At 29.1% G+C, this 25,057-nt stretch carries 29 protein-coding genes; 10 read left to right on the forward strand and 19 right to left on the reverse strand.

Features of this window, described 5'->3' with window-relative positions; genetic code table 11:
* The first annotated feature begins 5 nt into the window (after positions 1–5).
* The gene (locus G594_RS0108520) at positions 6–584 is read left to right on the forward strand and encodes a flavin reductase family protein (protein WP_027098201.1); all 579 of its coding nucleotides are present in this window, start codon (positions 6–8) and stop codon (positions 582–584) included.
* 54 nt (positions 585–638) lie between these two features.
* Complete coding sequence (locus G594_RS0108525) at positions 639–1,211, forward strand: NUDIX hydrolase (protein ID WP_027098202.1); 573 nt, start codon at positions 639–641, stop codon at positions 1,209–1,211.
* A gap of 35 nt (positions 1,212–1,246) precedes the next feature.
* Here the strand turns inward: G594_RS0108525 and G594_RS0108530 are convergent, their stop codons facing one another.
* From G594_RS0108530 to G594_RS0108545, 4 genes are all read right to left on the reverse strand, one after another.
* Positions 1,247–1,594, reverse strand: a complete 348-nt coding sequence (locus G594_RS0108530) for an arsenate reductase family protein (RefSeq protein WP_027098203.1) — start codon at positions 1,592–1,594, stop codon at positions 1,247–1,249.
* Positions 1,595–1,602: 8 nt separating this feature from the next.
* Positions 1,603–2,238 (reverse strand): pyrophosphatase PpaX, encoded by a 636-nt coding sequence (ppaX, locus tag G594_RS0108535; protein ID WP_027098204.1) that lies wholly within the window; start codon positions 2,236–2,238, stop codon positions 1,603–1,605.
* Between the two features lie 126 nt (positions 2,239–2,364).
* A complete protein-coding gene (locus tag G594_RS0108540) occupies positions 2,365–2,931 on the reverse strand; it encodes a cysteine hydrolase family protein (protein ID WP_027098205.1) in 567 nt (188 codons plus the stop codon).
* 13 nt (positions 2,932–2,944) lie between these two features.
* Complete coding sequence (locus G594_RS0108545; protein WP_027098206.1) at positions 2,945–3,748, reverse strand: hypothetical protein; 804 nt, start codon at positions 3,746–3,748, stop codon at positions 2,945–2,947.
* A 95-nt stretch (positions 3,749–3,843) separates the two neighbouring features.
* Between G594_RS0108545 and G594_RS18625 the strand changes: the two genes are divergently transcribed.
* Positions 3,844–4,872, forward strand: coding sequence for an acyltransferase family protein (locus G594_RS18625; RefSeq protein ID WP_207734569.1), 1,029 nt, complete (start codon positions 3,844–3,846; stop codon positions 4,870–4,872).
* Between the two features lie 89 nt (positions 4,873–4,961).
* Here the strand turns inward: G594_RS18625 and G594_RS0108555 are convergent, their stop codons facing one another.
* On the reverse strand, positions 4,962–6,005 hold the full coding sequence (locus G594_RS0108555; RefSeq protein ID WP_027098207.1) for an aldose epimerase family protein: 1,044 nt from the start codon (positions 6,003–6,005) through the stop codon (positions 4,962–4,964).
* Positions 6,006–6,206: 201 nt separating this feature from the next.
* Between G594_RS0108555 and G594_RS0108560 the strand changes: the two genes are divergently transcribed.
* From G594_RS0108560 to G594_RS0108580, 5 genes are all read left to right on the forward strand, one after another.
* Complete coding sequence (locus G594_RS0108560) at positions 6,207–7,379, forward strand: galactokinase (protein ID WP_027098208.1); 1,173 nt, start codon at positions 6,207–6,209, stop codon at positions 7,377–7,379.
* 11 nt (positions 7,380–7,390) lie between these two features.
* Positions 7,391–8,380, forward strand: coding sequence for a UDP-glucose 4-epimerase GalE (gene galE / locus G594_RS0108565; RefSeq protein ID WP_027098209.1), 990 nt, complete (start codon positions 7,391–7,393; stop codon positions 8,378–8,380).
* A gap of 12 nt (positions 8,381–8,392) precedes the next feature.
* On the forward strand, positions 8,393–9,886 hold the full coding sequence (gene galT, locus G594_RS0108570) for a UDP-glucose--hexose-1-phosphate uridylyltransferase (RefSeq protein ID WP_027098210.1): 1,494 nt from the start codon (positions 8,393–8,395) through the stop codon (positions 9,884–9,886).
* Positions 9,887–9,900: 14 nt separating this feature from the next.
* A complete protein-coding gene (locus G594_RS0108575; protein ID WP_027098211.1) occupies positions 9,901–10,932 on the forward strand; it encodes a LacI family DNA-binding transcriptional regulator in 1,032 nt (343 codons plus the stop codon).
* Positions 10,933–11,049: 117 nt separating this feature from the next.
* On the forward strand, positions 11,050–11,259 hold the full coding sequence (locus G594_RS0108580) for a cold-shock protein (RefSeq protein ID WP_027098212.1): 210 nt from the start codon (positions 11,050–11,052) through the stop codon (positions 11,257–11,259).
* 64 nt (positions 11,260–11,323) lie between these two features.
* Here G594_RS0108580 and G594_RS0108585 read toward each other — a convergent pair whose 3' ends face one another.
* The 5 genes from G594_RS0108585 to G594_RS0108605 all read right to left on the reverse strand — a co-directional run bounded on the left by G594_RS0108585 (position 11,324) and on the right by G594_RS0108605 (position 16,618).
* Complete coding sequence (locus tag G594_RS0108585) at positions 11,324–13,465, reverse strand: sensor histidine kinase (protein WP_027098213.1); 2,142 nt, start codon at positions 13,463–13,465, stop codon at positions 11,324–11,326.
* Positions 13,452–14,156 (reverse strand): response regulator transcription factor, encoded by a 705-nt coding sequence (locus G594_RS0108590; protein WP_027098214.1) that lies wholly within the window; start codon positions 14,154–14,156, stop codon positions 13,452–13,454. The genes G594_RS0108585 and G594_RS0108590 overlap by 14 nt, the downstream gene beginning before the upstream one ends.
* A 112-nt stretch (positions 14,157–14,268) precedes the next feature.
* Positions 14,269–14,883: a lysophospholipid acyltransferase family protein gene (locus G594_RS0108595; RefSeq protein WP_034866239.1), complete on the reverse strand. Its 615-nt coding sequence runs from the start codon at positions 14,881–14,883 to the stop codon at positions 14,269–14,271.
* On the reverse strand, positions 14,864–16,090 hold the full coding sequence (locus tag G594_RS18630; RefSeq protein WP_034866277.1) for a glycosyltransferase: 1,227 nt from the start codon (positions 16,088–16,090) through the stop codon (positions 14,864–14,866). The genes G594_RS0108595 and G594_RS18630 overlap by 20 nt, the downstream gene beginning before the upstream one ends.
* A gap of 12 nt (positions 16,091–16,102) precedes the next feature.
* A complete protein-coding gene (locus G594_RS0108605; RefSeq protein ID WP_027098216.1) occupies positions 16,103–16,618 on the reverse strand; it encodes a DedA family protein in 516 nt (171 codons plus the stop codon).
* 193 nt (positions 16,619–16,811) lie between these two features.
* Here G594_RS0108605 and G594_RS0108610 point away from each other — a divergent pair, with 193 nt between their 5' ends.
* Together G594_RS0108610 and G594_RS0108615 are read left to right on the forward strand one after the other, a co-directional pair.
* Complete coding sequence (locus tag G594_RS0108610) at positions 16,812–16,997, forward strand: hypothetical protein (protein WP_027098217.1); 186 nt, start codon at positions 16,812–16,814, stop codon at positions 16,995–16,997.
* A gap of 13 nt (positions 16,998–17,010) precedes the next feature.
* On the forward strand, positions 17,011–17,259 hold the full coding sequence (locus G594_RS0108615) for a spore coat protein (protein WP_027098218.1): 249 nt from the start codon (positions 17,011–17,013) through the stop codon (positions 17,257–17,259).
* Between the two features lie 94 nt (positions 17,260–17,353).
* Here G594_RS0108615 and G594_RS0108620 read toward each other — a convergent pair whose 3' ends face one another.
* The 9 genes from G594_RS0108620 to G594_RS0108660 form a co-directional block, all read right to left on the reverse strand.
* Positions 17,354–18,211 carry an NAD(P)/FAD-dependent oxidoreductase gene (locus G594_RS0108620; RefSeq protein WP_027098219.1) on the reverse strand — a complete coding sequence of 286 codons (858 nt, stop codon included), beginning with the start codon at positions 18,209–18,211 and terminating at the stop codon, positions 17,354–17,356.
* A 14-nt stretch (positions 18,212–18,225) separates the two neighbouring features.
* A complete protein-coding gene (gene trxA / locus G594_RS0108625) occupies positions 18,226–18,540 on the reverse strand; it encodes a thioredoxin (RefSeq protein ID WP_027098220.1) in 315 nt (104 codons plus the stop codon).
* 90 nt (positions 18,541–18,630) lie between these two features.
* On the reverse strand, positions 18,631–19,095 hold the full coding sequence (locus G594_RS0108630; RefSeq protein WP_034866243.1) for a GNAT family N-acetyltransferase: 465 nt from the start codon (positions 19,093–19,095) through the stop codon (positions 18,631–18,633).
* 263 nt (positions 19,096–19,358) lie between these two features.
* Positions 19,359–20,006, reverse strand: a complete 648-nt coding sequence (gene fsa / locus G594_RS0108635; protein ID WP_027098222.1) for a fructose-6-phosphate aldolase — start codon at positions 20,004–20,006, stop codon at positions 19,359–19,361.
* Positions 20,007–20,020: 14 nt separating this feature from the next.
* A complete protein-coding gene (locus G594_RS0108640) occupies positions 20,021–20,494 on the reverse strand; it encodes a GNAT family N-acetyltransferase (RefSeq protein ID WP_027098223.1) in 474 nt (157 codons plus the stop codon).
* A gap of 4 nt (positions 20,495–20,498) precedes the next feature.
* Positions 20,499–21,857 (reverse strand): C4-dicarboxylate transporter DcuC, encoded by a 1,359-nt coding sequence (gene dcuC, locus G594_RS0108645; protein ID WP_027098224.1) that lies wholly within the window; start codon positions 21,855–21,857, stop codon positions 20,499–20,501.
* Positions 21,858–21,880: 23 nt separating this feature from the next.
* Complete coding sequence (rihC, locus tag G594_RS0108650) at positions 21,881–22,807, reverse strand: ribonucleoside hydrolase RihC (RefSeq protein WP_027098225.1); 927 nt, start codon at positions 22,805–22,807, stop codon at positions 21,881–21,883.
* Positions 22,808–22,830: 23 nt separating this feature from the next.
* Complete coding sequence (rbsK, locus tag G594_RS0108655) at positions 22,831–23,739, reverse strand: ribokinase (protein ID WP_027098226.1); 909 nt, start codon at positions 23,737–23,739, stop codon at positions 22,831–22,833.
* A 218-nt stretch (positions 23,740–23,957) separates the two neighbouring features.
* Positions 23,958–24,950, reverse strand: coding sequence for a LacI family DNA-binding transcriptional regulator (locus tag G594_RS0108660; RefSeq protein WP_027098227.1), 993 nt, complete (start codon positions 24,948–24,950; stop codon positions 23,958–23,960).
* Between the last annotated feature and the right edge of the window lie 107 nt (positions 24,951–25,057).

The raw sequence follows: 25,057 nt of genomic DNA on the forward strand, positions 1-25,057 counted from the left end.
TTTATATGAGCAAAATGGATTTCAAAGGAAGTGTAGTTTTAAATCCAGTTCCAGTGGTTTTAATCACTTCTAAAAATAAAGAAGGAAAAGAAAATGTATTTACAGTAGCTTGGGCTGGTACAGTATGTACTAAACCACCAATGCTTTCTATATCTGTAAGACCTCATAGATTATCCTATGAATATATAAAAGAGTCTATGGAATTTGTGGTTAATATGCCCCACTCAAATATGACTAAAGCTGTAGATTATTGTGGTGTTAAAAGTGGTAGAACAAATGATAAAATTAAAGAAATGGGCTTTACAATGAAGGAATGTAGGCAAATTAACGCCTCATATATAGATGAATGTCCCGTTGCAATAGAATGTAAGGTTAAACAAACTATTCCCTTAGGGACTCACGATTTAATTATTGCAGATGTTTTATGTTCACATATTGACGAAAGCTTAATGGATGAAAAAGGGAAAATTCATTTTGAAGAAGCAAACTTAATTAATTATTGTCATGGAGAATACTATCCAATGACAAAAAAGAGCTTAGGTAGCTTTGGTTATTCCGTTAGAAAGAAAAAAAAGAAGAAATAATCATATTGAAACTCAAGGTTAAAACTTTGAGTTTCTACTATTATGGAGGTTACAATGAACTGGATTAAAGAAATTGAAAACTATGTTCCCTTTAACGCACAAGAAGAGTCAGATAAAAAAATAATTTTAGATGCAATAAGAAATCATAGTAATATTTTAACTAGAGACAATGAAATAATGCATATAACAAGTTCTGGCTATATTTTAAACAAAACTAGAGATAAAGTTCTTATGATTTATCATAGAATCTATAATTCTTGGTCTTGGACTGGCGGACATGCTGATGGTGATGATAACTTACTACATATTGCTATAAAAGAGGCAAAAGAAGAAACAGGAATTCAAAACCTAAACCTAATTATTCCAAACATCTTTTCTCTTGATATTCTTACTGTAGAAGGCCATTATAAAAAAGGAAAATTCGTTTCGCCTCACCTTCATCTTTCAGTAGCTTACCTATTTGAGGGAGATGAAAACACTAAGCTTATTCTAAATGAAGAAGAAACTAAGGGTGTTAAATGGATACCTATTTCAGAAATTCATAATGCTTGTACTGAAGATAAAATGATAAAACTCTATGATAAATTTCATCAAAAACTCAATGATTTAATAAAAAGTAACCTCTAGCAACTTTATTGCCAGAGGTTATTCCTACTTTTAATCTATTCACTATCTATCCATTCTTTCCATATTTCAGGTTTATAACCAACTGTGGCTTTTTTCCCATTTCTAACTACAGGTGTAACAATAAGGCTTCCATCCTTTAATAATATTTCTTCTTTAACTTCTGCACTTCTTATATTACCTAAGTTTGATTTTGAATAATTTTTAGCTTTTGTATTAATTAATTCATTAATACCTACAGCTGATTTTACAGAAGAAAGCTCACCTTTACTCATACCTTTTTCTTTCATATCTATTAATTGATACTTTATTCTTCTTTCTTTAAAGAATCTTTCCGCCTTCTTAGTATCAAAACACTTCTTAGCTCCAAATATTTGTACGTTCATATACCCTCCTATACAAGTTCCAAAATATCAGTAGGTTTTTTAACCATATATGTTGGCTTTACATCTAATAAATCTTTAATATCTAAAGCAGTATACTCAACTCCACAAGTAAAACATCCTGCATTTTTACCACATAACAAATCATAACTACTATCCCCAACCATAATTGCTTCTTTAGGCTCTACCCCCAATATTTCACAAGCTTTCATAGCTGGTTCTCCTTCTGGCTTATGCTTTGTAGTAGACTCTGGTGATATTATAACATCCATATATTCAAGTATGCCACCAAGCATCATTCCTCTTTCAGCTACTGCCTTTCTTTTAGAAGTCACTATTCCTAACTTAATTCCTTTACTATTAAGAGTTTGAAGTAGTTCCATAACCCCTTCAAATGGTGCGCACATTTCATCATGATGATCTGCATTATAGGATCTATATTCATTAATCATTCTTTCTAATTCTTCTCTATTGTTTGCATACTTTTCTAAAGATCTCTCTAAAGGCTTTCCATATAATCTAGTTATTTCAGTCTTAGGCAATTCTATATCTAATACCTCTTTAAACATATGGAAAAATGACTTATAAATTAATTCATTAGTATCTAATAGTGTTCCATCTAAATCAAATAATATTGCTTTAATCATTACTCTTCCTCTAACTTTCTGCTACATTTTATTTCTCTTTTATAGATTATAATATTTTTTTATCTTTAATTCAATTGACACAACTTATTCATAAATTAAAAGGAGGAGATTACTAAAAATCTCCTCCTAAAACTCTTCTATTACTTCTATACCAGCTTGTAACATATCCATAAAAGAATATTTGTTCATTTCCTCTGCACTATGACCAGGTGCATCAAAAGTATCTACACAATTTTTAATTACTATAACATCCATATCTAAATTTTCTTTATTAAAGTATGTTTTTAATGTTAAAGTAAATTGTTTTACACAAATATCAGTTACACATCCAGTAACATACCACTTCTTAACGCCTTTATTAATTAAGTCATTTACTTCTATTTGTGTCTCTTCTTCCAAAAATGCATTTGTAGAATTTTTCTTTATAACCTTCATATCTTCTTCATATGCCTTAATTTCATCTACCAATTCACACTCTGCTGTACCTTCTACACAATGAGGTGGAAAACTCTTAAATTCAGCTGCATCCTTTTTGTGACTATCTGTAAATGCCACAATTCTATCCCCATTATCTTTAAATTCTTCTATCACCTTTACTATATTAGGTATTATTTTCTCTACTCGTTCACTTGATAATGCCCCTTCTCTTGCAAAACCATTGTTCATATCAACTATAAATAAGACTGAATCCATAAACACTCCTCCTTTATAACGAAATAAAATTTATTACTTCTTTATTATCAATTATTGATCCTTTATTATATTCAACTTGGAACTTATATTTTCCTTCTTCAATTATATCCTTTTCTCTATACTCATAACATTTTGACACCATATTCAAACATACTTCATACACAAAAATATATAAAATATAATAATCTAATTTACAATTAAGTATTTCAATATTCTTTAAGCCTAGCTTATCCATTCCTACAGTATAGATATCCTGTTTAAAGTTTCCATTCATTCGCATTCTTATGTCCACCCATAATTCAATAGGAAGACTTTCTTCATCTAAACTTACAATTTTATTTTCAAATTCCTCCGGGGACCTTATTGTTTGTATATTATACCAATATACTCCTAATACATTAGTAGAATTTATTATAGCTACTATTACCTTGCTTAGTAAGATACAATTCCTAACTTGTTCATCTAACCTTCCATTAATAGATATAACTAAATGTGCAGTATGCTTACTCATCTTACTTCTTGCTTGTTTAAAGTACCATGCCCTTTCACAAGATTGATTAATCTCATCCCAATCAATTGGATGTGGCATTAACGTTATTATTACCTGTTTATCTTCTATATCTATAGTTCCTATATCCTCTTTCCACTTATTAATAAATATTCTTATGTTAAATTTATCATCTAAATAATCTTTAAAGTTACTTTTGTTAGGAAGTTCTCTATTTTCTAAAGCAACAAATGCAACAGTAGTTATATTTTTATTTTCTTGTTTAATAGTATTACTTTTTTTTCTCTTAAATAAGTTCTTAAACCACATATCCATCACCCTCTATTAATATTATTTTACTAACTTATGTAATATTACTTCTTCTATTTATATTGACAAATATAATTCAAGTAATATAATTGACATTGTTTTGTAATATTTATGTAATATTTTATATACAAGGGGAGGGGATTATTATTAAAACCAGGGATTATTATTTTGACAATCTTAAAGCCTTTTTAATTATTTCTGTAATTATAGGGAACTCTTTAGAACATGCACAACCGTCTTGTTTAAACACACATTACTTCTTACTGGTACTATACATGTTCCATATGCCCCTATTTACATTTGTTTCAGGATATTTTTGCACAAAAAGCAAAAGAACAACTCAAGAAAAAGTAATAAAAATATTCAAGATATATTTATGTGTACAAATTTTCTACTATCTTTTAAATAGATTTGTATTTAGCAGTTCATTAACTCTAGAATTTTTCACACCACAATGGACTATGTGGTATTTATTATCTTTAATATTCTGGTACATTTTATCAGATTATATAAAGGATAAGAAAAAGTGGCTTATACTATCATTAATTGTTTCTTTAGCTATAGGTTTTGATGATAGTGTTGGTAGCTATGCTAGTGTCTCAAGAACTTTTTTCTTTTTACCTTATTTTGTAGTTGGAATGATGTTCAAAAAAGAATACTTAGAAAAGTTAAAAAAATATAGAATTCACTTATTACTGTCTTCTATAGTAGTTTTATTTGTCCTTTACTTATTAAAGGATCAAACTATGCTAGAACTTCTATTTGAATATACTAAATATGAATTCTACTATGATAACCGTCTTTTCCCATTCTTTATTAGAATATTTCATTACGTCGGCTCATTTGTATTAGGCGGATTAATACTAAGTTATACTCCATCAAAAGTAACTAAGCTTCATACTATAGGACAAAATTCATTAATTATGTATATATTCCACGGAGCAGTTATAAAACTTATATATATAACACCACTTGTAAATTATTCAACACCTTTTAGGGTTGTATTATCTGAGATAACAATATTATTAGTTCTATTTATTATTACATTAGGTTCTGTAAAAGCTAAATATCTATATAAATCTAGAAAAATCATAGATAATAGTACATTTACTCAATCTTCTTAGATAAATTAAATAAATAGTAAAAAATCAAAATCTGACTTCTATATTGAATAGCAGTCAGATTTTGATTAAAACAATATACTTATACTATGTTAATTTGTAAACTTAAAAATAGTTTTTGCTTTATATTCCTCTCCCTTTCTAAGTATTGATCCATCTAAAAAAGTTTCATTTTTTCCTATAGGCATACCTTGCGTTTCAAAACATATTGCATAATTTTTCTTTAGAAAACCGCCACTATATAACTCCTTATTATCTTCTGGATAATTTGTAGTATATACAACTACAGCTTCTCTATCAGTATATACTTCCATAGATCTACCAGATTCCTTATCTTCTAATCTCACCTTAACATTATTATTTTTTTCTAAACTCCAAGGATGATCATATCCATTTCCTAATTTCAATTGATTATGTTCTCCATTTATATCTTTTCCTATTTCTTTAGGATAATTAAAGTCAAATTCAGTTCCATTAACATCTATCAATTTTCCTGATAAAGCTCCATCTTCTGTTATAGCAGCAAACTTATTAGATTTTATGGTTAGAAACTCATCTAAAACACTTCTCTTTAAGTTTCCAGATAAATTAAAATACGAATGGTTGGTCATATTAAGCAGAGTATCTTTATCGCTTGTCCCATAATACTCTATTGATAATTCATTATTATTATTTAAAGAATACTTTACCTTTAGAATAACATTTCCTGGATACCCTTCTTCTCCATCTTTACTTACACTTTCTAATATTAATCCAACTTCATCCTGGTCATTATATTTAGTAACATTCCATAGCTTTTTATTAAATCCTATATTACCTCCATGTAATGTGTTATTTCCTGAATTCTTTGATAACTGAAAGTTTTCTTTATTTATAGTAATCTTACCATCTGCAATTCTTCCTGCTGTTCTCCCTACCAAAGCTCCAGTATAACCACTATCCCATGTATAATCTTTATAATTTTTCCATCCTACAACTATATTTTCTAAAATTCCATTTCTATCGGGAACATATATCCCTGTAATAATACCTCCTAAATTCAATATTTTAACTTCAATATTTTTATCATTTCTTAATGTATACTCATATACTTTCCCATTCTTATCTTCAAATACAAACTCTTCATTAATTCTCATAAATACCTCCTAAGAAACCGCTTTCTATTTTTTTCTCTAAATAATATATATTAATCTTCTTGTTTATATAATACTCTTCCAAAACTATTGTTGTAAATATAATTATGTAAACAATTAATTAAATTCTTTTATTTAACAAAAAAGTATTTACTTTTTCATAGTAATCGCTTACTATAAAAGTAAATAAAGGAGGGTATTAATATGGAACTTATTGAAAACTTAAAAAATGACTTTACTGAAATCTTTAATGAAAATCCAACTAACATTTATTTTTCACCTGGAAGAGTAAATTTGATTGGAGAGCATACAGATTACAACGGAGGAAATGTATTTCCATGTGCACTTTCTATAGGAACTTATGGACTAACTACTAAAAGAGATGATAAAAAGGTTAGATTATATTCAAATAACTTTAAAGATATTGGAGTTATAGAATTTGATTTAGATCAACTTAAATTTGAAAAAGAACATGATTGGGCTAATTATCCTAAGGGAGTTATTAAAACCTTTAAAGACCATGGTTTTGATATTTCTAATGGATTTAACGTATTAATATATGGAAATATCCCTAACGGTTCAGGGCTTTCATCATCAGCTTCTATTGAATTATTAACTTCAATAATTCTTAAAGATACTTTCAATTTAGAAGTTGATATGATTTCTATGGTTAAAATGAGTCAGGAAGCTGAAAATAAATTTATCGGAGTAAACTGTGGCATAATGGATCAGTTTGCTATTGGTATGGGAACTAAGGACTGTGCAATCTTACTTGACTGTAACACTTTAGAATATAGATACAGCAAAATCAATATGGATGGGTACAAGCTAGTAATAGGAAATACTAATAAAAAGCGTGGACTTGTTGACTCAAAATATAATGAAAGAAGAGCTGAATGTGAAGAAGCATTAAGAATATTAAAGGAATATAAAACCATATCTTCTCTTGGTGAACTTACAGAGGAAGATTTTGAATCTTTAAAGGATAAAATAGGAAACCCTATCATTAGAAAAAGAGCTAAACATGCTATATTAGAAAACATAAGAACTCTAAAAGCTGTAAAAACTTTAGAAAATAATGATATAAAAACTTTTGGTGAACTTATGAACCAATCTCATATTTCTTTAAGAGATGACTATGAAGTTACAGGAATTGAACTTGATACTTTAGTTGAGGCTGCTTGGGATCAAAAGGATAAAGTCATAGGTTCACGTATGACAGGAGCTGGTTTTGGTGGATGCACAATAAGCATAGTAAAAGAAGATGCTATTGATGAATTCATAAACTACTCTACTGAAAAATATGAAAAAATTATTGGATATAAACCTAGTTTCTACGTAGTAGATATTTCTGATGGAACTAGAAAACTATTTTAGGGGGTTTTAGTATGTCAATATTAGTATGTGGTGGTGCTGGTTACATTGGTTCTCACACAGTTCATCAACTTATAAAAAGTAATGAAGATGTTGTAATTGTGGACAATCTTCAAACAGGACACTTAAAAGCCATTAATTCAAAAGCTAAATTTTACAAAGGTGATATAAGAGATCATGCTTTCTTAGATAAAGTATTCTCAGAAAATAATATTGAAGCTGTAATACATTTCGCCGCAAACTCATTAGTTGGTGAGAGCATGACTAACCCTTTACTTTACTTTAATAACAATGTATATGGAATGCAAGTATTACTTGAAAGTATGGTTAAACACAACATTGATAAAATTGTATTTTCATCCACAGCTGCTGTATATGGAGAACCAAAAAAAGTTCCTATATTAGAAGATGATGAAACAAACCCAACCAATACCTATGGAGAAACAAAGCTTACAATGGAAAAAATGATGAAATGGGTAAACAAAGCTAATGGAATTAAATTTGTTTCTCTAAGATATTTCAATGTTGCAGGTGCTTTAGAAGATGGTAGTATTGGAGAAGATCACTCACCAGAAACTCATCTTATACCATTAATACTTCAAGTACCTTTAAAGAAACGTGAGCATATAACAGTATTTGGTGATGATTATCCAACGGAAGATGGTACATGTATCCGTGACTATATCCATGTTTTAGATCTTGCAGATGCACACATAAAAGCTCTTAACTATTTAAGAGCCGGAAATGAAAGCAATATCTTTAACCTTGGAAACGGTAAAGGCTTCTCTGTAAAAGAAATGATAGATGCAACAAAGGAAGCTACCGGTGAAGAAATAAAGGTTGTCTTAGGAGAAAGAAGAGCTGGTGACCCTGCTATACTTATAGCTTCAAGCGAAAAAGCTCATAATCTTCTTAAATGGGAGCCTAAATATACTAACGTTAAAGATATTATAAAAACAGCATGGACATGGCATTCTAAAAATCCAGACGGATTTAATGATTAAGGAGGTTTTATTATGATAAACCATGAGATAAATCGACTTATAAATTTTGCTCTTCAAAAAGATTTAATCTCAGAAGAAGATAGAATATATTCAATTAACATGCTACTTGGAACTTTAAATCTAAATGAATTTGAAGAAGAAATCGTTAATGAAACTTTAAATAACCCTACAGAAATTTTAGAAAATATTTTAGACTACGCAGTTTCAAAAGCTATGATTGAAAACTCAACTACAGAAAGAGACTTATTTGATACAAAAATAATGAACTGTGTTATGCCTAGACCTTCTGAAGTAATTAATACTTTTTCAAGACTCTATAAAAAAGATCCAAAGCATGCAACTGATTACTATTTTGGTTTAAGTATAGCTTCTAATTATATTAGAAAAGAAAGAACTAATAAAAATATTGTATGGAAAACCTCTACCCCTTATGGTGATTTAGATATAACAATTAATCTTTCAAAGCCAGAAAAAGATCCAAAGGAAATAGCTAAGGCTAAGCTTCAAAAAGCTTCATCTTATCCTAAATGTTTATTATGCAAAGAAAATGAAGGTTTCTACGGAACCTTAAATCATCCTGCACGAGAAACACATAGAATAATTCCATTGAAGCTAAACGAAACAAAATGGTTCTTACAATACTCTCCTTATACCTACTATAACGAACATTGTATTGTTTTAAACAGTGAGCATGTTCCTATGAAAATCAATAGAACTACTTTTGAAAATCTTTTAGGATTTGTAGAGCAGTTTCCACATTATTTTATAGGGTCAAATGCAGACTTACCAATAGTTGGAGGATCAATTTTGTCACATGACCACTACCAAGGTGGAAGATATACTTTTGCAATGGAAAATGCATTATTAGAAAAATCTTATGTCATTCCTGGTTATGAAAAAGTAACTGTTGGACGTTTAAAATGGCCAATGTCTGTAGTTAGATTAGTAAGTGACAATAAGGATGATTTATTAAACTTAGCTGCCCATATTTTATCTACTTGGAGAAAATACTCAGATACTACTGTAGATATTCTAAGTCACACTAATAACGAACCACATAATACTATAACGCCAATAGCTAGATACAAAAATAATAAGTATGAGCTAGACTTAGTTTTAAGAAATAATAGAACTAGTGAAAAATATCCACTTGGTCTTTTCCATCCTCATGAAGAAGTTCATCATATTAAGAAAGAAAACATTGGTTTAATTGAAGTTATGGGACTTGCCGTTTTACCTGCTAGATTAAAAAATGAACTTAATATAATTAAGAACGCTCTTTTAGATGGTGAAAAAGATATATCAACTAATGAAATTGTTTCTAAACACGCTAAGTGGTATAATTACATCATTAACAAATACCCATCATTTACAGAGAATACTGTAATGGAAATTTTAAAAGAAGAAGTTGGACTAAAATTCCAAGAAGTATTATCTCATGCAGGTGTATTTAAAAGGGATGAAAAAGGATTAGAAGCCTTTGATAAATTTATAAAAACATTGTAAGGTGGAATAACTCTATGAACATAACTATCACTGAAGTAGCAAAAAAGGCAAATACCTCTGTGGCTACTGTATCAAGGGTAATGAATGGAAATTATCCTGTTAAAGAAGAAACTAAGAAAAGAGTTCTTAAGGCAATTGAAGAACTAAACTATATACCTAACATGCAAGCAAGGGAACTTACTCAAAGAAAGTCAACTACAATAGGTGTAATAGTTCCTAGTTTAACTAACTTATTCTTCCCAAGCGTTGTATATGGGATAGAATCAGAATTGAAGAAACATTCTTTATCCATTATATTAATGACCACATCTAATGATAAAGATGAAGAAAAAAAATGTGTTAATAATCTGCTTGCTCGAAACGTTGCAGGTATTATAGTAATTGACCCTACTACATCAAATATTAAAAATAAGTTTTATAACGAATTATCAAAAAAAATACCATTTGTATTTATAAATGGCTATACAACTGTTCCTAATATATCATCAGTTTCAAATGATGAATCTACAGGGTGCAAATTAGCCTTAAGATATCTACTTGATAAGAACCACAGAAACATTTTATTTATTCGTGGCAAAGATAGTTATTCTTATGATGTTAAGGAAGAGGTTTATAAAAAACTCATGATGGATATCGGTAACTTTCATCATGAAAACATTATAAATATAGGTGAGGGTAACAGCTTAAAAACTGTAGATAATACAACCTCTATGCTGATAGAACTTTTACCTAAACTAAATGTAACATCTATATTTGCTTGTAACGACCTTATGGGAGTTGGAGCAATAAATGCTTGTAAAAAGCTAAATATAGAAATACCTAAGGCTTTATCTATTATTGGATATGATAATATTCAATTAAGTAGCCTTATAGAACCAAAACTTACTACTATGGATCAAAATATGCACCTACTTGGAACTAATGCTGCTAGCTTAATTAAAGATAAAATTGATTGCAACAATGAATATAGCAAAAGAATTATTTTGAACAATACCTTAGTAGAAAGAGATACAGTAAAAAAATATAACTTTAAGGTATATACTTAACTATTATTCATGTATATACCTTAACTTTACTCACAATATTATTTATTTGTAACATAATTATTTTCTTCTAAAGGAATACTAACTAAGACACCATATAATAAGGAGAGATAATTAAAAATGGCAAGTATAACAGGAACAGTAAAATGGTACAATCAAGAAAAAGGATATGGATTTATTTCTTGTAATGATGGAAAAGATGTTTTCGTTCATCATTCTCAAATAAAAGAAAAAGGTCCTGAAAAAGATTTGCACGAGGGTGAAGATGTAACCTTTGATATACAAGAAGGCGAAAAGGGGCCTATGGCAGTAAATGTTCAAAAATTATAGTAAAAAGGAGCTATTATAACAGCTCCTTTTTTACTTCTTATATTTATATCGCCTATTTATCTAATCATTTCTTAAATTTTATTTTTACTTTAAATAAATCCCCATCAACTTCAACCACAAAACATCCACCTTGAAGCTCTACAAAACTCTTGGCTATTGCAAGTCCAAGTCCTGATCCTTCTGTATTTCTAGACTTATCTCCTCTTGTAAATCTCTCAACAATCTCTTCACCTGTAAAATCTATTTCTGTAGCAGACATATTCTTCAACTCTATATCTACACCATCTTCTTTATTTATAATATCAATAAATACTCTTGAATTTGGCATAGCATACTTAACTATATTTACTAGTAAGTTTTCAAAAACTCTAAATGTCTTCTGACTATCTAGCTTAACAATTACTTTTTCACTAGGTAGGTTCCATTTAAACTTCAATGAAGATTCTTCAATTTTATCACTTAATTCAAATTGTGTTTGCTTCATCAACTCTACTATATCCACGTCTACTATATTAAGCTGAACATTTTTACTAGTAGCTTTGCTCATCTCAAATAGGTCTTCGATCAAGTTCTTAAGCCTTTGAGATTTTCTTTCTATTGTTTCTATATATAATTTTCTCTCTTCTTCTGTAATATTTTCATTCTTTAATAAATCAACATAAGTTATTATTGAAGTCAATGGTGTTTTCAAATCATGGGAAACATTTGATATAAGTTCAGTTTTTAATCTTTGACTTTTCACTTCTTGTTCTACAGCCTTTTTAAATCCCGATTGAATCTTTTCTAGTTCTCCTTTTAGTGGATTAAATAAACCTAAGTCTTCCTTTATTTCTACATCTAAATTTCCTTCTGCAATCTTATTAGTTGCTTCAAGTAAAATATTATACTTTTGTTTTACGTCATCAAAATATTTCTTTAGCACAAAGAATAACACTATTGTATAAGCTATTGATATTCCTATACCAAAAAACCAAATACTGCACATTATACTTAATATAATAAAATTTACACCTAATATTTTTATAAGAGTCTTATTTGATTTATCATTTAAATCTATTTCTACAAGTCTATTATAACCTTCTTTAATCCAACCTTTAGATTTTAATAAGAGCATTCCTATTAATGATTTAGTTTTAAAATACTCTTTAGCTCCAATATAAAATATATTTTTCACTGCTATTATAACTAAATAAATTCCATATATAATAATTGATAAACCTAGTATATTACCAAACATAAATACTATTTCTGACGTTCTTTGGGATACACCTATACTCTTCATTATCTCTATAAAATTACTAATATTATTACCATATTCATATACTAACATTGGCAATAAAGCTATTAGTGAAATCATACAAGTTAATAAAACAACTAAAATTTCAAAGGGTATTCTTAATATATTTTTAATACCAATACATCTACTCCATATTCTTGAAGGAGTAAATAATGCTAAAATAATAATTATTACAGCTAATGCTCCTACATATAATAAAGAAATATCACCATATGCATTTTTGCTACTATTTTCTATACAATAGCTAATAGGATCATTATATTCTAAGAGCTTAGGTATTCCATAAGCAATAGTAACATCTTTAGGGCCACTTACGGTTATACTTTCACCATAACCATACTGTTTCCATTCTAGACCATAAAATAAATTTGTAATAACATCCTTCTCTGCACCTTTAATATCTACTATGGTATAATTACCAACCTCATCATATTTAATAACTATATAATATCCATAATGCTCATCTTCACTTGTCAATTCACCTTTTACTATCTTTTTAATGTTATCTTCACCTTTAGAAATTTCAAAACCACTTTTATTATTTATAATTATATAATCAAGATTTTTGATTCCTTTTTTAAGTAAATCTTCTGCATTATACACTTTTTGATCTATATTTTCTTTATAATCATTTCTATCATAGTTTTCATTTTCTCTATCTTTAATGAAAATATCAGAAGGTACTATATTTTTATCATATTCTTTTTCAAGTAAGTTTTTATATAGAACCATACTACTATCGTACATATATTTTTGAAGAGAATAATCTATATATGGATTTACAGATAAAGATTTCTCCTTAGCCACCCTAACCATTTTAGGATAAAAACTTACCATACCTATTGATACTGCTAAAATAATAATTCCTACTATTACACTTAATAATAAACTTTTCTTATTGTTTTTCAATTTTGTATCCAACTCCCCACACCACCTTTAAATACTTTGGATTCTTAGGATTAATTTCTATCTTCTCTCGTATATTTCTTATATGAACCATTATGGTATCAGTATTTATTGCTTGTTCATTCCACACCCTTTCATATATCTCTTCTGATGAAAATACTCTTCCTGCATTTTTCATAAGTAGATGTAATATCTTAAATTCTATAGGAGTCATTTTCACTTGTTTTCCATCTACAGTAACTTCAACTCTATCAACACTAAGTTCAAGACCTCCTATTGAAAACACATTTTCCTCAATTTCTTTATTGCCAACCAACTTCAAATATTTAGAATATCTTCTAAGCTGAGAATTAACCCTTGCAAGTAATTCTAATGGCGTAAATGGCTTTGTTACGTAATCATCTGCACCAATATTAAGGCCTGTTATTTTATCAAAATCCTCAGATTTAGCTGATAACATAATTACATGAAAATCATGATTTTCTCTAAGCTTCATTGTCATTTGGATACCATCCATCTTAGGCATCATTATATCCACGATAGCTAAATGTATCTCTTCTCTATCTATTATTTCTAACCCCTCTATTCCATTTGATCCTTTAAATACCCTATATCCTTGATTCTTCAAATATATTTCTATTGCATCTGCAATTTCCTTTTCATCCTCTACAACTAAAACATTATATGTATTCATCGCAATACCTCTTTTCTTATTAAATACATAGATAAAGATATCATTTATCGCCTATTAATTAAAGTATAAGTAACATTACTAAAGATAATATCTAGATAAATCTAAAGAATTTCTAAAGAAACTTCTCTAACTCTTTAGAATATTCTCTATAACCTCTTAAATCATCCTTTGTTACCACTCCAAAATTTACAGTATTTATTTTTATACTTGTAAATGGTAATGGTATTGAATATTTATCCCATCTTTTATTTAAGTATATCTTATTAGAATAATCTATTTTAAATCCTATTAATTCTTTACCAGATTCATTTGATAACAGAGGTGCTATTTTCTTTGGTTCACGGAAGGGTCCTAATGGTCCATCAAGAGCAATGGCTAGAGTTCCATTTTCCTTCTTACTTTCTGTTTTAAGTTCTTTTAAAAACCCCTTCATCTTTATACCATCTGGCATCCTCAGTGCTTTCCCTCCATAGTAATTTAGGATATTCTCAATATAATCTCCTCTTTTGTCAGCAGTAACCACAACCTGTAAATCTATATCCTTCGATATTAATTTATTAATTGCTAAATTCATAACATAGCTGTCACCATGCCAAAATCCAATTATACTGTTGGAAAAATCATTTATCTCTCCTTCATATTCAATAGAACTTGTTTTCCATATTAATCTTAAATAGCTTATATAAACTTTACTAAGTAATCTATTCCTATCCAATTTTAAATGCATACTCTTGTCCCCTTCTATAACATTCTAATATTACCTCTTCGTAATAATGTAGGGCCAATTTAGCAATTTTAGAGTTAGAGTATTCTTTTGATGTTCTAAAAGCTCCATCTTTAAGTTTTAACCTTAGATTATTGTTCATTATAATATCCAATATCCTCTTAGCCCAGTCTTCTTTGTTCTCAGTTGTCATATATCCATTAACATCATTCTTTACTACATCCATTACACCTGAAGCTTTAACTGCTACTACAGGGAGCTTTGATGCCATAGCTTCAAGAAGAACTATCCCCTGAGTTTCTGACTTTGAAGAAAAAAGAAATAAATCACATGCACCGTAATAGTCTTTTATCTTTTTATTATCAACTTTCCCTATAAAAGTAACATTATTATGAAGACCTAATCTCTGAACTCTTTCTTCTAGCTCTTTCTTTAATGGACCATCACCAATAACCATAGTATTAAAACAATCACCTATTTTATTTTTTAGTTCTAGTAATCCATCTATAAAAAAGTGTAAGTTCTTCTCTTTACTAAGTCTTGAAACAGTACAAAATAAATATTTATTATCTCCAATATAGGTATTTCTTATTTCTTTACTTTCATTTCCATTTAAATCGAAGTATTCATCTTCTAGTCCAGTAGGTAGTATTTCTATTTTACTTTCCGCACCACTCTGTAATAAATATCCCTTCATCGTTTCTGTGGGTGTAAAAACCAAATCGCACCTATTAACAAAGTGCTTTACTCTATTAGGTATAAACTTTTCTTTACTATAACTTAAAATTTTATCTCCTATCTTGTCTCCTCTACTTTCTAATAACTCAAAAGGTTTTAGGAAATGTAGATATTCTTCATATCTTGTATGATAAGTATATATAACTGGAATATTATATTTTCTTCCTAGATACTGAGCTATGTTCCCTAACAACATTGGATGATGTACGTGAATAACATCAAACTTTAAAGCTTTGAACTTTTTCTCTATTTCTATATCAAATATATTAGGAAGCACAACTCCTCCTGATATTTTTCCTTTTAGGGATTTATATCTTATTACAAATTCCTCATCACACTGATTGTCATAAGTTGGAGCAAAGATATAAACTTCATGTCCAAGACTTCTTAAAGACTTAGATAATCTTTCTATTGATATTGGAACCCCTCCAACAAAAGGCTTATAATTATTGGTTAACATTGCAATTCTCATTTTATATCCTCCTTATAAAAATGTTAGCTTTTGAAATACAGCTTCACCAAATATATATCCTGACCCTACAAATATTAAATTCCACACGAATATTCCTAACCCAGCACTACAAAAATATTTCATAAAATCAATCTTTAATACTCCAGCTGGAATTTCTATTAATGTTCTTGCCATAGGTATTAATTTACTAACAAAAACTCCTACACTTCCCTTTTGTCTTAAGTAGTCTAGTTTGTTATTTATTGTTTTTTCTTGACTAGGAAACTTATTTATTAATTTCTTTAAAAATATTTCTCCACCTATTCTAGCTATTGCGTAAAGAACCAAGCTTCCTAAAAGTCCAGCTATTACTGATATAAAAATAGCTGTAAAAAAACCTATTCCTTCATTAGCTGCCCATACACCTGCAAGAGGCATTACTATACCAGCTGCCAAGCCTGGTACATTTAGATATTCAAGAAAAATTATTATAAAGAAAACTATTAGTCCATATTGCGAAAAATAATTCATTAAGATTTCCATATTCATAGGTATTATCTCCTTCTCTTTCGTTATGTCTTTATTCTAAATAGTATTTCTTAATATATATTGTGAAAAAACTAAAGAAAAACTAAATAGATATTAAAAAAAGTTTAAGGATAATAATCCAAGTTTTTTATGTATAAATCGATAGTGAATTGTAAAAGTTAATATTGAAGTTTTTTTGAAGGGAGATATAACTATGGCTAACTTAAATCAATTAGAGCTACAAAACTTACGTCATTTAATTGGAGCTCACTGCACTATTGAGAAGAAGTTAAACTTCTATGCTCAACAATGTACTGACCCTCAATTAAAACAAATACTTACAAAAGATGCACAAGATGCAAAAACAAATAAAGATAAATTAATGACTTTCTTAGGATAGGAGGAATGTAAAAATGCAAGAAAAGGAAATGATTAGCGATTACCTTGCTGGATTAAATGCTAGTTTAGCAGGATATGGTGGAATAATTTCTCAAACTGAGAACGAACAACTTCGTCAACAAATAATAACTATGAGAAATGAAGATGAAACTCGTCAATATAATTTATTTAAAATAGCTAAAGAAAAAGGATATTATATTCCTGCACAACCTGCTACTCCTGAAGAAATAGCAACTGTAAAACAAGAAATGTCTCAAGGTTAATATAAAAGGACTAAATTAAAATACTTATAATTTTAATTTAGTCCTTTATATATATAAATTCTAATTATGATATTTTTTCAATTTTCTCAAATTATTATCTTCCATCTAAATATGCAACTGCTGATAGTGATGCTATATTCCCTTCACCAGCAGCTTTTATATATTGATATGGTTTTCCAACACAATCTCCTGCTGCAAAGCATCCTTTTAAATTTGTTCTCATATGATTATCAACCATTATATGTCCATCTATCTCTAGAAGTCCAGGCACAAGTTGAGATGGAGAAATTGCATCTTTTAAAAGAAATACTCCATCAGTATCTATTTTATTACTTTTTAATAATATCTTCTTAACCTTATCATCACCTATAATTTCCATAGGTCTGTCTTTTACCACTTCTATATTACTATTAATTCTGTATTCTCCATTATATAATGGAACATAGTATACTCTTTTTGCTAACTCCGATACATAATTAGCATCTCTTTCACCTTCTTCATTAGAAGATACTATTACTACATCCTTTCCACTATAAAGAGGTGCATCACATGTTGCACAGTAACCTACCCCTCTACCTAAAAACTCTAACTCTCCTTTTATAGGTTTAGAAAACTCTACCCCTGTTGCAATTATTATTGCTCTTGCCTCATACATCTTATCATTTACCATTAATGCAAAATAATCACCCATTGAATAAATATTATTTACTCTCTCTTCTGTAATCTCTATTCCCATGGAATTTATATGCTCCCTAAAAGCCATTCCCATTTCTTTACCACTCATGTTGGGAAAACCTAAAAAATTATTTATCTTAGGTGCTTTGGCTATTTTAGGACTTAGATTATTACTTCCAAACAATATAAATGATTTATTTCTTATTTTAGCATTTAGTGCTGCTGATAATCCTGCAGGGCCTGTCCCAATTATAGCTATATCATATCGTTCCTGCAATTTTTACACTTCCTCTACATAATCATTTGAATAATATTTTCTAATGTTTCTTTAGGCTGAAATCCTACTCTTGTAACTACCTCTCTTCCATCCTTGAATATCTTTATTGTAGGAACACTTTGAATACCATAATTCATTGCTAATCTCCTACTTTCATCTATATCTACTTTAACTACTTTTATATTTTCCATTTCATTATCTATACTTTCAAGTACTGGTGTAAGCATCTTACAAGGTCCACACCAAGTTGCATAAAAATCAACAATTACTACTCCTCTTTGGTTTAAAACTTCCGAATCAAATTCTCCTGTATTTATATACCTCATTATTTTATATCCTCCTAATTAATATACTTCTATAAACTCTCTTATTAATATTTATATGAAATAAATGTTAATTAGGCACCTAAAAAAATATATTTATAATTTATATTCCATAACTTTATTTCTTTCAACCATTCCTATGCTTTCATAAAAATTTATTGCTTCTTTATTAAAGGACCATACCATAAGTTCTAAACTTACAGCTCCCTTTTCTCTTAGTCTAAACATAATTTCATCACACAGCTTTTTTCCTATACCTCTTTTCCTACAACTTGCCTCTACACATAACACATCTAAGTATCCAACTTTTCTATCTTTTAGTACTGAATGATTTGAAACTTCCTTTATACTTGCCATGCATAAACCTAAAACCTCATTGTTTTCTTCTGATAATATTGATATACAATGGTTATCTTCTAAGATATTTATGAACTCATTCTTCGACATAGGATTAGACTCCTTATAAATATCATTCCTATTTTCTAAGTGGAGATTATGTACCTGATACATCAATTTACTTACTTCCTTAAAATCCTCTAAAACCATATCTCGTATTTTCATAATAACTCCTCTCATAAATAATTTAAATTACAATTGTTATATTAAAATTAGATTTGATTTTTAATTCCTATAACCCTTTTTATAATTACAACCATACGCTTCAGCTTTATAGGATATTATAACATAGGATAAGCCCCAATATATATTGTTATAAATATAAGAATATATATTTATTTTATTTAAAATTCAAAAAACCAACTGACTAAAAGCCAATTGGTTTTCTTTAGTTATGAATAAGATATAATAACTAAATTCAAAATTAACTACTTCTTATTTGCTTCTTTCCAGTCCTTAATAAATCTTTCAATTCCACTATTAGTTAATGGATGTTTAATCAAATTATCAATAACCATTGGTGGTACTGTAGCTATATCTGCTCCAGCTTTTGCTGCTTCAATAATATGAATTGGATGTCTAACAGAGGCAGCTATTATTTCAGTGTCAATTGAATGAATATTAAAAATCTCACTGATATCATTAATTAAAATCATTCCATTAGACCCTATATCATCTAACCTTCCAAGGAAAGGTGACACATATGTCGCACCTGCTCTTGCAGCTAATAGTGCTTGAGTAGCTGAAAATATTAAAGTCACATTAGTTTTTATATTCTTTTTTGAAAGATATGAAACAGCCTTTAACCCATCCTTTGTCATTGGAATTTTCACTACAATGTTTTTATGAATCTTGGCTAATTCTTCTCCTTCCTTAATCATGTTTTCATAATCTAAACTTATTACTTCTGCACTTATAGGACCATCAACAATATTTACAATTTCAGAAATAACCTCATGTATATCTCTTTTTTCTTTCGCAATTAAAGATGGATTAGTAGTAACACCTGCTAAAATCCCTAATTCGTTAATTTCTTTTATATCTTCAACATTCGCAGTATCTAAAAAAAACTTCATATATATCCTCCTACTTACCATTCAAATAAGTTATATCCTAATTTTCTATCAATATACTTTAACCCCTGTCTCTCATAATACCTAAATAGATAATTATTATTTTCAACAGCATTTAATCTTAAAATTTTATTATGATTCTTCGATATCTCTTTTGCATAATTTACTAATAATTCTCCATAACCTTTCCCCCAGTTATTATCACTAATAACTAGTCTATGTATAAAATAAGCCCCACTACAACTTGTCCATAATTTATAGTCAATGTCCTCCTCATTACCGAAGGACATTGAACCAACTATATTATCAAAATCATCTAATAACACATATAGCTTTTTTCTTTTGAAATCTTCTTCACAAATACTTATATTATAAATATTTAAAAATCTTTCCCACTGTGCTATTCCTCTAGACTGTAATAGCTTAGCAGCCTTAAGAATCATTCTTTCTACGTGGACAATTTCTTCTTTTTTAGCTAGTCTTATTTCCATTTTTCTACAATAGTATTACAGATAATATAAGTGTTGATACAACTCCAACTAGAATTGGAACCGAAGTACGTTTTACAATTTGCATCGGATTTGTACCTGTTATTGAACAAACTACTATTATACATGCTGCTACTGGTGAAATTGATCTAACTAAGTTTGCTACCATTTGCATTGGTAAAGCTATCATAGGTCCTGCAACTCCAACTGCTGCTGCAAGTTCAGGTATCATTTCTACTGAAGCATAGAATACTGATAATCCTCCACCACTAATTAATCCAATTAAGAAGGTAACTCCACTAAATGCAAGCATTAATATTGTTCCTGCACCATGAAGGTTTTGTACTGAATTTGTAATCATATCTACAACACCTAAAGCCTTTAATCCATCAACAAGAAGTGATGCTGCAACAAGTAATGAAACAACCATAGCAAGTCCATTACCCATACCTTTAAAGAACTCATTTATATCATTAGAAACCTTAACAAAATCTTTCTTTCTAATAAGCTCTAAAATTACTGCAACTATTAATGAGATAAATGCAATACTTACTAGTCCAATTTGTACTTCCTTCATAAAGATATTAAAGAATAATACCAAGATTAATGGTAATATTGGTAAAATAGCATAATATTTAGGCGGTAAATTGTTATTTAACTTAGCTAACTTACTTTCATCAATCTTTACCTCAGTAGATAATGATTGTTTTTTATCTAAATATTTTTGCCAGAAGTAATGAGCAACTGCCATAATTACTAAAGTAGGTATAGAAACCTTTGCATGAGCTATAACGTAATCCATAATATTCATTCCAAAAGTTTCAGCTGCAAGTACATTATCAGCTCCTAATGGTGTTGGCATTATTGTAGCTGTAGTTGCGATAACTGCACCAGCAGTTAAAGGTGTAACACCTACCTTTGTTAACACTGGATATAATGTTGCCATAAGTAATACTGCTAAACTTGAAGCACTTGGTACTACTAGAGATAATAAATTACCTAATAAAAATATTACTGGAACAATAAAATATTTTGATTTAATTTTCCCTAATGGTTTTGTCATAATATCAACTGTAACTTCATTTGCACCTATTAAGTTCATATAACTAGAAAAGCCAAATAGTGTCATAATAGTTAAACCTATGTTACCTAAATTCTTCAAGAAAGATATCTCTACCTTTTTAAAAGGATCTAACCACACAATTCCTGTAGTTTCTTCAGGTGATAAAACTGGATGACCTAAAATAACTGCTGCAAAAAGTAATATAATTCCTCCAACAGCTAAAGCAATTGTTGCATTATACTTTTTGTAAATTAAATAACCTACACCTAAAACAACTAATAAAGCAATAATAATCTCTAACATTTATAATTCCTCCTATGTAAAACTTATATATTAATATTTTTAAAAATATTTAACATCCATTCTCTAAATGCTTCTACATTAATTTCAGTACAGAATGTAGCATTATTGGGTTTATTATAAGTTCCTTTAAAATCAACAACCATAAATCCTGATGTATATTCTCCAGAAGTTTCTACATCAACAAAAGTATCAATTTTTTCAAACAACTCCGGCTTATCTAAATAAGCTATAGTTGTTAAATCATGCATCTTTAGCCCCCCCTTAGATACACTGCCTCCTCTATAATGGTTAAACATAGAATAGAACATATCCCCTACTTTATTCATAACTTTTAATTTATTTATTGTTTCTAAATCTAAAGTGGCTACTGATGTAACATCTAATGAACAAACTACTATTTTAACTTTAGACCCAAATACAATCTTTGCAGCTTCTGGATCTACATATATATTAAACTCAGCAGCTGGAGTATGGTTTCCCCTTCCAGATGATCCTCCCATTAAAACTATTTCTTCAATATTTTCTTTAACTTCTGGATAAGTAGTTAATAATAATGCAATATTAGTTAAAGGTCCAATAGGAACTAATGTAACTTTTTCTTTGGAATTTAAAATTACATCCTTCATTGCATCTACTGAATTCTTTGCAATTATTGTTCTTGTTGGTTCTGGAAAATCATACCCTGCCATTCCTGTTTCACCATGAATATTACTGCAATGCTCAACTTCCCTTGTTAAAGGTTTACAAGAACCTTGTGCAACCGGTATATCTTTTCCAAAAAACTCTACTAATTTTAAGGCATTGTTAGTAGTATAATCAATAGAAACGTTTCCAGCAACAGTAGAAATTAATTTTACATCAATAGAGTTGCTAAATACTGCAGCTGCTATAGCAACCGCATCATCAATTCCTGGGTCTGTATCAATAATTATTGGTCTTTTGTTATTCATAATCGTCATCCTCTTTCCCTTATTTATTTAAAATATTCATTTACTTCTTTTAGTGTAGGCATTCCTGATTGAGCACCTAGTTTCCTTACTGATAAAGAAGCTGCTATTCCTGCAAATCTTACTGCCTCTTCAATTTTAAACTCATTTGCTATGCAATGAGCAAATGCCCCATTAAAAGTATCACCTGCTCCAGTAGTGTCTACTACCTTAACTTCTATTGCATCTATAGTAATAACTTTTCCATCCTTCACATAGGAAGATCCATGCTTACCGCGTGTTACTATTAAGTTACAGCTATTATCTTCTTGCCATTTTACCATACTTTCTTCTAGTTCTTCACCATTGTTAAAAGATTGTCCACAGATTATCTCAAATTCAGTTTCATTAGGTGTAATAAAATCTACATTATTAATTATTTCTTTAGATAATGTCTTTACAGGCGCTGGATTTAGTATGGTTTTAACACCATGTTTCTTTGCTATTTTAAGTGCATACTCAACAGTTTCCATAGGAATCTCTAACTGTGTTATCACAACATCTGCGTCCTTTATTACATCTTCATAGGTTTTGATTAAATCTATATCACAAAAATCATTTGCTCCAGGTATCACCACTATAGAATTGTCTTCAGGTGTCTTAAATATTGTAGCTAGTCCAGTAAATGCACAATTATCTTCCCTAACACTCTCTACGTTAACACCGTCTTCCTTTAAATGCTTTAAAATTTTTTCACCAAATGTATCTTTACCAACACATCCTATGATTTTCACATTATCTTCTAGCCTTGAAGCCGCTACTGCTTGATTAGAACCTTTCCCACCAATAAAGTAACTCATCTTATTACCCTTTATAGTTTCTCCAACTTTTGGCATTCTTTCAACTTCCATCACCAGGTCCATATTAAGGCTTCCTACTACTACTACCTTCTTCATTTCTACCTCCAAATAGTAAACCGTTTAAATATTAGCGTTTTATTTTTACAAACATAGTAACTTCAATACCTAACAAACTTTTAACTCAAACAAATAACTCCAATGTGTAACCGGTTATATACATATATTATCATGGTGTTTTTTTCTTGTCAACCTGTTATGTAAACAAATACATATATTTTTTTTGCATAAAAAAAGCAGTGTAAACCACTGCCCATCTATCCTATAGTAGATACTCTTTTTATTAACTTAGCATTTAGTTTTATTTTTTCTTTTGATATATCCTCGTTTCCCTCTATCTTTTTTAACAACAATTCTACACCCTTTTGTCCGTATTCATACATTGGCTGAGCTATAGATGAAATTTCTAAGTAATTTATATTAGACTCTAACCCATCATAACCTATTAATTTAATATCTTTTCCAAGCTCATAACCCATCTCTCTTAATGCTTTATAAGATCCTATTGCTAAAATATCATTTCCAGCAAATATACCATCAATGTTATTTTCCTCTTGAAGGAGTTTTTTAGTAGAGCTATATCCTCCCTTTAAAGAAAATTCATCAACTTTAACCAAATCTGCTCTAAATAGATTCTCTTCTTTTAGCACTTCTTTAAAGCCATTAAATCTATCCTCTAAAGCCTCAATATACATAGGCCCTGTAATATGTGCAATATTTTTACATCCACACTCTAAAAGGTGCATTGCTGCATTCCTTCCACCATCTTTATTATCTCCAGTTATAGAAGGTATTTCATAATTAATAAACTCCCTATCTAATACAACTAAAGGCATACCTCTATCTATTAAAGCCAATAATTCTTCAGGTGTGGCCGTATAAGAACAAATCATAATTCCATCTACTTGTTTGTTAAACAACATCTCATAATATTGCCTTTCTTTTTCCCTACTATTATCAGTATTACAAAGAATTAAATTATATCCTAATTTATTTGCAGTGTCCTCTGCTGCTCTTGCCACCTCTGGAAAGAATGGATTTAATATATTAGGAATAATTAGTCCTATTGTTTTTGATTTTTTTCCTGCTAATCTTCTAGCAACATCATTTGGTGTATAATTTAACATTTTCATTGCATTTAAAATAGCTTCTTCAGTTTCTTTACTTACATAACCCTTTTTATTTATAACTCTAGATACTGTAGCTACCGATACTCCTGCCAATTTCCCCACATCTCTTATTGTAGCCATTTCACTCACCCTCTTTCCTAAAAATTCTATATTAATAAAGAGTTACTTGTCAATAATTTTAACTTTTTACTTGACAGAAACATTTTTTTCTTTTAAATTATGTTTAT

Origin of the sequence: Clostridium paraputrificum AGR2156, assembly GCF_000424025.1 — a bacterium.
Taxonomy (GTDB): Bacteria; Bacillota; Clostridia; order Clostridiales; family Clostridiaceae; genus Clostridium; species Clostridium paraputrificum.

What these genes read in the sequence shown, in the direction of transcription:
- rbsK (WP_027098226.1), bottom strand. Translation starts at nt 23,739, where the DNA reads ATGAAGAAGGTAGTAGTAGTAGGAAGCCTTAATATGGACCTGGTGATG.
- G594_RS0108590 (WP_027098214.1), bottom strand. Translation starts at nt 14,156, where the DNA reads ATGAATACATATAATGTTTTAGTTGTAGAGGATGAAAAGGAAATTGCA.
- dcuC (WP_027098224.1), bottom strand. Translation starts at nt 21,857, where the DNA reads ATGTTAGAGATTATTATTGCTTTATTAGTTGTTTTAGGTGTAGGTTAT.
- G594_RS0108605 (WP_027098216.1), bottom strand. Translation starts at nt 16,618, where the DNA reads ATGAATATGGAAATCTTAATGAATTATTTTTCGCAATATGGACTAATA.
- G594_RS0108560 (WP_027098208.1), top strand. Translation starts at nt 6,207, where the DNA reads ATGGAACTTATTGAAAACTTAAAAAATGACTTTACTGAAATCTTTAAT.
- galE (WP_027098209.1), top strand. Translation starts at nt 7,391, where the DNA reads ATGTCAATATTAGTATGTGGTGGTGCTGGTTACATTGGTTCTCACACA.
- G594_RS0108525 (WP_027098202.1), top strand. Translation starts at nt 639, where the DNA reads ATGAACTGGATTAAAGAAATTGAAAACTATGTTCCCTTTAACGCACAA.
- fsa (WP_027098222.1), bottom strand. Translation starts at nt 20,006, where the DNA reads ATGAAGTTTTTTTTAGATACTGCGAATGTTGAAGATATAAAAGAAATT.
- G594_RS0108545 (WP_027098206.1), bottom strand. Translation starts at nt 3,748, where the DNA reads ATGTGGTTTAAGAACTTATTTAAGAGAAAAAAAAGTAATACTATTAAA.
- G594_RS0108640 (WP_027098223.1), bottom strand. Translation starts at nt 20,494, where the DNA reads ATGGAAATAAGACTAGCTAAAAAAGAAGAAATTGTCCACGTAGAAAGA.
- G594_RS0108575 (WP_027098211.1), top strand. Translation starts at nt 9,901, where the DNA reads ATGAACATAACTATCACTGAAGTAGCAAAAAAGGCAAATACCTCTGTG.
- G594_RS0108595 (WP_034866239.1), bottom strand. Translation starts at nt 14,883, where the DNA reads ATGCATTTAAAATTGGATAGGAATAGATTACTTAGTAAAGTTTATATA.
- G594_RS0108540 (WP_027098205.1), bottom strand. Translation starts at nt 2,931, where the DNA reads ATGGATTCAGTCTTATTTATAGTTGATATGAACAATGGTTTTGCAAGA.
- G594_RS0108660 (WP_027098227.1), bottom strand. Translation starts at nt 24,950, where the DNA reads ATGGCTACAATAAGAGATGTGGGGAAATTGGCAGGAGTATCGGTAGCT.
- G594_RS0108520 (WP_027098201.1), top strand. Translation starts at nt 6, where the DNA reads ATGAGCAAAATGGATTTCAAAGGAAGTGTAGTTTTAAATCCAGTTCCA.
- G594_RS0108630 (WP_034866243.1), bottom strand. Translation starts at nt 19,095, where the DNA reads ATGAAAATACGAGATATGGTTTTAGAGGATTTTAAGGAAGTAAGTAAA.
- ppaX (WP_027098204.1), bottom strand. Translation starts at nt 2,238, where the DNA reads ATGATTAAAGCAATATTATTTGATTTAGATGGAACACTATTAGATACT.
- G594_RS18630 (WP_034866277.1), bottom strand. Translation starts at nt 16,090, where the DNA reads ATGAGAATTGCAATGTTAACCAATAATTATAAGCCTTTTGTTGGAGGG.
- G594_RS0108610 (WP_027098217.1), top strand. Translation starts at nt 16,812, where the DNA reads ATGGCTAACTTAAATCAATTAGAGCTACAAAACTTACGTCATTTAATT.
- G594_RS0108530 (WP_027098203.1), bottom strand. Translation starts at nt 1,594, where the DNA reads ATGAACGTACAAATATTTGGAGCTAAGAAGTGTTTTGATACTAAGAAG.
- G594_RS0108580 (WP_027098212.1), top strand. Translation starts at nt 11,050, where the DNA reads ATGGCAAGTATAACAGGAACAGTAAAATGGTACAATCAAGAAAAAGGA.
- rihC (WP_027098225.1), bottom strand. Translation starts at nt 22,807, where the DNA reads ATGAATAACAAAAGACCAATAATTATTGATACAGACCCAGGAATTGAT.
- G594_RS0108555 (WP_027098207.1), bottom strand. Translation starts at nt 6,005, where the DNA reads ATGAGAATTAATGAAGAGTTTGTATTTGAAGATAAGAATGGGAAAGTA.
- G594_RS0108615 (WP_027098218.1), top strand. Translation starts at nt 17,011, where the DNA reads ATGCAAGAAAAGGAAATGATTAGCGATTACCTTGCTGGATTAAATGCT.
- galT (WP_027098210.1), top strand. Translation starts at nt 8,393, where the DNA reads ATGATAAACCATGAGATAAATCGACTTATAAATTTTGCTCTTCAAAAA.